This window comes from Pseudomonas sp. BTN1 (genome assembly GCF_001907715.1).
In the GTDB taxonomy this organism is placed as follows: domain Bacteria; phylum Pseudomonadota; class Gammaproteobacteria; order Pseudomonadales; family Pseudomonadaceae; genus Aquipseudomonas; species Aquipseudomonas paracarnis.
In genome coordinates this window covers 65220-73018 of sequence record NZ_MPBM01000011.1, presented here as the reverse complement: position 1 = coordinate 73018, position 7799 = coordinate 65220, and the positions used below count along the sequence as shown (strand labels likewise).

Below are 7799 nucleotides of genomic sequence, written 5' to 3'. Positions count from 1 at the left end.
GGACTGGCATTGGATGCGTTTTATCTGGCCAGCGGAGCCACCAATACGGGTATTGGTATCGATGACAAAATACATGGCAAACCGACTGGCAACCAACGAATCATATTCGGTTTGTTCAACGCGGCAACTGTGGCGCTGCCTCATGTCCTAGCAAAACTGCCGGGGAGCGGCGGGTTCAAGCCAGGCGAAAGCCCTAGGCCACCCACAGAGGAACCGACACCGCCGGTAACAGGGAATGCCCCGGTTGAAACAGAAATCAATAGCCAATTGAGCAGCCTGTTCAGCTCGGAAAGTATTCAAGCGAAGTTCAAGCCTTTCGCAAGCAAATACAAAACGTCGGGAGGGTTCCAACCTAACGCCTGGGGAGCTTACAAAATCAAAGGTGAATACTATATCCCTATCAAAGGTGATGGAAGCAATGGCAACGTACTATACAAGGCGCGTATAACCAACGAGGGTGACATTGAACTGGTTAAGCCTGGAGAGAGTATTTCTAAGAATGCGCCGCGACTGCACAAATTTAAAAATGGCGATTTCAGGGAAATTATCAACCAGTCTGAATTTGCAAAAATAATTAAAAACGCGACAAACACAAGACCTCTTCGTGAAGCCTACGAAAAAGGTCTGGCCAGCGGAGACCCGACAAAAATCAAAGGCTACAAAAAAAGCTTGGCATATGACCAAATTCAGGCATTGATCATGCAGCCTGAACGTACATCAGAAGAAATAGGCACCTTGGTGGCAGTGCTTAAGAAGCGAGAGGTGACGGTTGGTCTTAAAGATTTTCTAGTTTTCAAAGGCGACGTTGAGGCCGCCGGCGGGTCGGCAGTTGGAATACCACAGAACCTTTACTTACACGAGAGTACCATTTTGAATAAAGGCGAGTGTGCTGCATTATCTACCGTCATGGCCCTGGCCATTCAAAATAACAAAGAGGATGTTTTTATCGAAAACTTGTTCAAAGCGACTGTTTCCTCTAAAAATCCCACCATCATAAAATTCAGAAAAAACATGAACACCCTTCAGGAGAATCTTAAGAACTCATACGTCTTCCATGGCCAACAGGTAGTCAACCCGGTTCCTCATACTAATATAATGTCTGAATTGAACAGCGCAACGACCACCAAGATATTACGCATCACCGATAACAAACACGCCTTTATTACAGGCGTCATTATAAAAAATGGTAAAAAATCCTTCTTTTTTTATGATCCTAATTACGGAATGGCGAAATTTCCTACGAGCGAAGCCATGGAGAAGGGCTTGGACAGCCTACTGAAGAGCGGACACACTGCAAGCTCCCGCAACCCATATGGTAACGACCCCGGCACTCCCGAATATATGATAAGTGAGTTCCGCGAGACAGATTTCAGGCAAGTAGCCCCGGGCGCTAACCCCCACGAGTTTTTTAACGCCCCCCTGTGACGCCCCCATAGCTGGCCGCCCCGCTTGGGAAACGCAGATGCGGCCAGCCTCTAAAGCCCTCGCTATGCGCAGGTCACACCCGCTCGGTGGGTTCCGCGGTGTTCAGCGCCGTACCGGGCGCTTCTGCAACTTGCGCTGCAAGGTACGCCGATGCATGCCCAAAGCGCGGGCGGTGGCGGAGATGTTGCCTTCGTGTTCGGTCAGCACGCGCTGGATGTGTTCCCACTGCAGGCGGTCCACCGACATCGGGTTTTCCGGCACCAGGGTGTCGAGGTCGGCATGCTCGGACAGCAAGGCGGCCAGCACGTCGTCGGCATCCGCGGGTTTGCACAGGTAATTGCAAGCGCCGCGCTTGATCGCCTCGACGGCGGTGGCGATGCTGGAGTAACCGGTGAGGATCACCACGCGCATTTCCGGGTCGAGTTCCAGCAGCTTGGGCAGCAGTACCAGGCCCGAGTCGCCGTCCATTTTCAGGTCGAGGGCGGCGTAGTCCGGCAGGTCGGCCTGGGCGATGGTCAGGCCCTCTTCGGCAGAGCCTGCAGTGCTGACGCGAAAACCGCGCCGGCTCATGGCGCGCGCCATCACGCGGGTAAAGGTCGCGTCGTCATCTACCAGCAACAGGTGCGGCAGTTCTTCGCCTTCGACTTGGATCTCGTCACTCATCGATATCTCCTCGTGCGACACGGGGCAGGCGCAGCTCGGTGAGCGTGCCACCTTCCTCATGACTATAGAGCTTCACTGAGCCGCCCGCGCGGGTCACGCTGGCCTTGCTCAAAAACAGGCCCAGGCCGAAGCCTTTGCCCTTGGTGGTAAAGAAGGGTTTGCCGATCTGCTCGGCAATGGCCAACGGCACGCCCGCGCCGTGGTCACGAATGCTGATGGTGACGTTTTCCGCGTCCCAGTCCAACTGCACGCCGAGGCCTTCAGGGCAAGCGTCGGCTGCATTGTTCAGCAAGTTGAGCAGCGCCTGGGTCAGGTCCGGCGGTGGCGCCATGCGCGGCACGCTGCCTTGGCCCAGCAGGTTGAAACGGTAACTGGCTTCGGGACGCATCAGGTGCCAGCGGTTGAGCGCCTCATCGAGCCACTGGGTGACGTCCTGCATTTCGACCGCCAGACGGCGATTGGCTTCAGCGGCGCGCACCAGTTGCTGCAACGTCAGCTTGCACTGCTTGACCTGTTCCTGCAGCACGCTCAAATCGTCCTGCAGGGCCGGGTCGTGATGGTCCTGGGTCATTTCCTTGAGCAGCACGCTCATGGTCGCCAGCGGCGTGCCCAACTCATGGGCAGCGCCTGCGGCCTGGGTGGCGACAGCCAGCAACTGCTGGTCACGCAGGCCTTCTTCACGGCGAATGGCGCGCAGTTCTTCCTGGCGGCGCAGTTCTTCGGCCATGCGCGCGGCAAAGAAGGTGATGACTGCCGCAGACAGGGCGAAGCTCAACCACATTCCGTAGATCTGCAGGTTTTCCCGGGCGATGGGGAACGTCTGCAAGGGGTAGAACTGCGCCAACAGCAGGGTGTACAGCGTCAGCGCAATCCCCGACAGCACCACCGAATAGCGCCACGGCAGGGTGACGGCAGCGATGGTCAAAGGCACCAGGTAGTAGGAGACGAAGGGGTTGGTGGACCCACCGGAGAAGTACAGCAACACGCTGTGGATAAACAGGTCACAGGCCAGTTGCAGAGCATATTCCAACTCGGTCACCGGCCAAGTGGTACGCAATCGAATGGCGGTGAACACACACAATACGGTGGAAAAACCCAGGGTCACGGCCAGTTGCAGCCAGGGCAGCGGCAGCAGGTCGAACCAATAGGCAAGCCCGACGGAACCAGCCTGTGCGGCCAATACCAGGGTGCGAATGAACGTCAGGCGCCAAAGGTTCTGGCGAGTGGCGGAAGTCAGTTTTACGGCGGCGAGCATGAGCTCTCCCGTTGAGCGCTGCAGGCGGATCGGCACGAGTATAAACGAAGCAGACCTGCTGGCACGGCGTGTGTGGCTCTTTGACGCAGGCCGGGTAAATGACCGTTCGTCGGCGCCGGCATAACTTGTAGGTAATGTGTAAACCCGAAGAACCCAGTGCCAACGTCTACAGTCATACCGAGCACGACTATCTCAAGGAGCTTCCATGTCTCGTTTCATTCGCAGTGCAGCCATCATTACCCTCAGCGCCAGCGCCCTGGCCAGCCTGCCGGCCATGGCCGCCGATGCATTGCATTACAACCAGATCTCCCTGCGCGCCGAAGCCAGCCAGGAAGTGGCCCGCGACAAGATGATCGTCACCCTTTACACCGAATCGCAAAACGCCGACCCGGCCAAGCTCGCGGCCGAAATCACCACCACCCTGAACCAGGCCCTGGGCCAGGCGCGCGAAGTCAAAGGCGTGACCTTGCGCCAGGGCAGCCGCAACAGCTACCCGATCTACGACAGCAAGAACCAGAAGATCACCGGCTGGCGTGAACGCGCCGAGCTGCGCCTGGAAAGCGCGGACTTCCCGGCGCTGTCCAAGCTCACCGGCGAGCTGTTGAACACGTTGAAAATGGACAGCATGGACTTCGCCATCGCCGATGCCACGCGCAAGGCCAGCGAAGATGCGCTGCTCAAAGACGCCGTGGCTGCATTCAAGGCGCGCGCACAATTGGCGACCGATGCACTCGGTGGCAAGGGCTACAAGATCGTCAACCTGAACTTCAACACCAATGGCTACCCGATGCCCTACGCCCGCAATGGCGGCATGATGATGAAAGCCGCGATGGCCGATTCAGCACCGACGCCGGAAGTGGAAGCAGGTACCAGCCAGGTCAGCATGAGTGCCGATGGTGTGATCGAAGTTTTACAGTAACTTTTTAGACAGAACAAAGGCGCAGCCCCACGGGATTGCGCTTTTTTTGCGCGCACGCGCGCCGTCATATACGGCAGCACATCTCGTAGGAATCAAGTGTCCGGTTTTCACGACTCATTACTGCCATAGCTACCAGGGAGGGCTGTGCTGGCATTTATTCATACAATGAGAGCCGAATTCATGTCCCTATCACTCGATCCAACACCCTCGTTATCGCTGCCCCTCGCCGTCGCTACTGCGACATCCAACACTCAAGCTCAGGCGACACCGGCATCGTCACCGCCCACGCCAAAGGCTGTCCAACCCGATGAAACAGCACTGCTCAAGGCCTACCTCGAGGCCGTACAACGCAAGGTGTTGCACGGCAATGCCGGGCTGATAACCGTGCCGCCCCAAAGCACTCTGGGCCAATGGCTCGGGCTGTATCGCATGCATGTGGAAAACGCCGTGGTACAGGGCTGGCTGCGCGAACAACACTTCGCCCCGGACACCTTGCTTTCAATCAACCCGTCTACAGGTACCTTGTCCGCCGAGATCGAGGGCAAAACGAAAACCTTCCATCTCTCGGATACATCAGGCTGGGGACAAATTTCAGGCCCCTTGCTGGAGACCGCAAAAGTTATCGCCCCTGGCAATAACGGTGATTTGCGTGTGAGGCTGGGTAAGGACTCCATACAGGTCAGTGCAAAAGTGGTGGCCAACTTTGAAGGCGTGTCCCTTCCCCAAACGCTGTCCCAGGCTCGAACACAAATAAGGTATCTGGAACATAAAGACAGCTTCGACCCTATCCCCGCCAATGACCGCCTGCGCCCTGCCAGCAGCCGCTCTTCACAAGCGCTGCAAGTGCAAACACACAATGCCGCCAATTACTACAGCACCGCACCACAGGCGTTGGCTTACAAGCGTTTGGCGGTTGACGTCGCCAACAACCTGCCCAATACGCGGGCAGAGGCCAAAAAGTGGGCGGATGACCTGCTGCTCAAACTCACGGGCAAACCTATCGACTCCGACACCGTGTACCTGAACCGTTTCAAAGGTGGCGAAAGTGCAGACACGGCGACCGGCTGGGAACACACATTCCAAGAGCCCTGGTCTTCGCTGCGCCTGCCCGACGCCCTGCTGAAAAACTTCTCCGAGCACGATTGGGTGCCCGGCAACCTGGACCTGGAAGCGGGGCTGTATACCCAACCTGCTGGGCAAAGCGAAAAAGGCGGCTACGGCAAGCACAACCAGATCGACCTCAAACCGTCGCAAGTGATGCATGAAAGCTGGAAGACTGACTTCCAGAGCCAAATGACCCAGAAGATCGACAACTTCTGGAACTCTCATTCCGATAGCTACCAGACGGCGATCAAAGGCGAGTTCACCTTCCAGGCCCGCAAACAATTCAAGACAGCTCAAGCATGGCCTGCAGTTGAACGTGCGCTGCAAGCACCCGAACACCAATTCACTCGTGACGACTACAAGATGGTGATGGCAGCAGTACCCGACCTGCCCCTGGATGAAAATGCACCGATCAGCGTCGACCAACTCAAAGCCAAAACACCGATAAAAGCCCCTGTACAGGCGAATGCCTTGAGCATCCACGGTTTTACCTCCAGCGACATTGTGCGATTCAGCGCGGGCGACGGTGGCCGGCAAGTGCTTTACATCCCAGGCGCCGAGCCGGCGTTTCTCAGGTTCGACTCTGCGCAAAAGCTGGAACAATGGCTGATTGATCAGGCAAAAGATCCGAAAAAAAGTGAGGCCTTGGCGAGTCACTTCCCGATGATTTATCGCCAGGACCAAACCGCCGGTTTTGCCGCCAGAGCGGCGAAAGTACTTATGCCCCTCCTGTGGTTCACCCACGTAGGCGAAACGAAAGATGGCTTGGATACACACCTGAAGAAAATGGCCAGCGGCGAACTGAAGGGACCGGCAATCGATGCAAGCCACTCGAAAATTACCGGCGACTTATTTACTACCCTGGCGACCACCACCCAGGAGCGCATGAAAAGCGATGCTGACGTGGTCATCAAGTCAAACAGCGAAGAGACTCGAGACACCTGGCTCAACGACATTACCGTGGCGGCTGGCTTATTGGCCAAACTTGCGCCGATTGCCGCACCCGTGGCCGCGGTAGCCGTCGTGACAGGATTGACCGAATTGGCGCTGGGCGCAGAAAAAACCTCGTCTGGCGACACAGTGCAAGAGCGTGACGAGGGTGCCTCCAAGGCGTTCGATGGCTTACTGAACACACTCTTCTCGGTCGGAGCCAGCTCAGTCCCCGAAGACCCTTTTGCATTGCCTCCCGAAAAAGAATTACCACTGGGTGAACCGATTACCCCAACCCCCGCCAATGAAGTCGCGGAACCACAACCGGGACCGTCCAGGGGAACGAGCGCTGTCAAACCTGCTCCACAGCCCCTGCCTGACTCCCGGTCACTCATCCCGCTGGCCAAATATGCGGTCCCTGAGGGTGAGGCATTGATAAAAAATGCCACCCGAGATGCACTGGGGGTTTATCGAATGACTGACGACACCGGGGCGTTCCGCCAATTCGTACGCCTTACCGATGAAACAGGGACGAGCAAGGTATTTGAGATATCGGGGCGTTACCGGACCGGCGATGCATTTGCCAAAGTCATCAACCCCGATAACGGCGCGGGGCTGATGGTCATCACACCCGGGCGTAATGGAGAGTGGGCCCGAGCACCGGGTGATGGCGGGATAAAATGGCCGTGGAACCTCGCAGTTTCCCCCCCTCCCCCCAGTACAGAGATGAAAATCTCGCCTAAGATTTCGGACAACTTCGTTGGTCTCGAAGGCGAGAAATTACCCGGGGCAGAGCGATTCGATGAGCTGTTAAAAAATAGTGGACGCCAGAACTTCGACTTTTCCATTCGAAACGTTAATAGCAAAGGTATCGACAAGACAAAGTTGGAGGTTTCCTGGGAAGTTCCCGACAATAACTTCGCTGTTAGCGAAACAGAAAGAGCAGGCCCGGCAGATTACGGCACAAGTGAATACTCAGACCAGTTCGTCAAAGACACCAATCGCAGTACATACCGTGTGGAAGTAAAAACAGGCGGTGCACCGCAAACGGCGGAGTTGAATCAAGGCGGGGCCACTACTGAGGATATACGCAGGGCAAGAATCACTCAGTTCGAAACGCTGATCCCCGACCCAGATCTCAGGGCGCGCATTTCCGAGGTCGCTCACCAGGGGGCGATGGCCGACGTTTCGGCGGGATTTATGTCACTCGAGGACACGGAGCTCAAAGAAGGTTTCAGACTAAAAGTAGACAATACCTCTTATACCATCGTCTACGACCCGACGAGCGAGGTGACTGAAGTCAACGCAATCGGCATTGGTCATATACAGGATACAGAACGGGGTATCGACCCGGTCCCCGGTATCGAGGTGACACTGACCAAACGCTTCAAAATACTCGCTACCAACGATGTAAGTGAGCCATTCAAGATCGACCAATCGGCTCCTGCCCGAGCAAGCCTTATGGTTATGCCACTCCCTGAAGAAAATGAGCTTCGCGCTTAA

General features: G+C 56.3%; 4 protein-coding genes and 1 pseudogene. 3 read left to right on the top strand and 2 right to left on the bottom strand.

All coding sequences use genetic code 11. From position 1 onward, the window contains the following. Nucleotides 1-1425, top strand: a pseudogene (locus tag BMH52_RS05230) (hypothetical protein); the annotation flags it as partial. A gap of 102 nt (nucleotides 1426-1527) precedes the next feature. Here the strand turns inward: BMH52_RS05230 and BMH52_RS05225 are convergent. Next, nucleotides 1528-2088, bottom strand: a complete 561-nt coding sequence (locus BMH52_RS05225) for a response regulator transcription factor (protein ID WP_003171731.1) — start codon at nucleotides 2086-2088, stop codon at nucleotides 1528-1530. Beyond that, a complete protein-coding gene (locus tag BMH52_RS05220; RefSeq protein ID WP_003188495.1) occupies nucleotides 2081-3343 on the bottom strand; it encodes an ATP-binding protein in 1263 nt (420 codons plus the stop codon). The genes BMH52_RS05225 and BMH52_RS05220 overlap by 8 nt, the downstream gene beginning before the upstream one ends. 205 nt (nucleotides 3344-3548) lie before the next feature. On the opposite strand from BMH52_RS05220, the gene BMH52_RS05215 reads away from it, so the two are divergent. Further along, entirely contained in the window at nucleotides 3549-4262 is a 714-nt protein-coding gene (locus BMH52_RS05215; RefSeq protein WP_014716903.1) for an SIMPL domain-containing protein, read from the top strand. A gap of 144 nt (nucleotides 4263-4406) precedes the next feature. Beyond that, nucleotides 4407-7799 carry a dermonecrotic toxin domain-containing protein gene (locus BMH52_RS05210; protein WP_256575724.1) on the top strand — a complete coding sequence of 1131 codons (3393 nt, stop codon included), beginning with the start codon at nucleotides 4407-4409 and terminating at the stop codon, nucleotides 7797-7799.

Excerpts from the sequence above, each read along its gene's own strand:
- BMH52_RS05215 (WP_014716903.1), top strand. The coding sequence starts at position 3,549 with ATGTCTCGTTTCATTCGCAGTGCAGCCATCATTACCCTCAGCGCCAGC.
- BMH52_RS05225 (WP_003171731.1), bottom strand. The coding sequence starts at position 2,088 with ATGAGTGACGAGATCCAAGTCGAAGGCGAAGAACTGCCGCACCTGTTG.
- BMH52_RS05220 (WP_003188495.1), bottom strand. The coding sequence starts at position 3,343 with ATGCTCGCCGCCGTAAAACTGACTTCCGCCACTCGCCAGAACCTTTGG.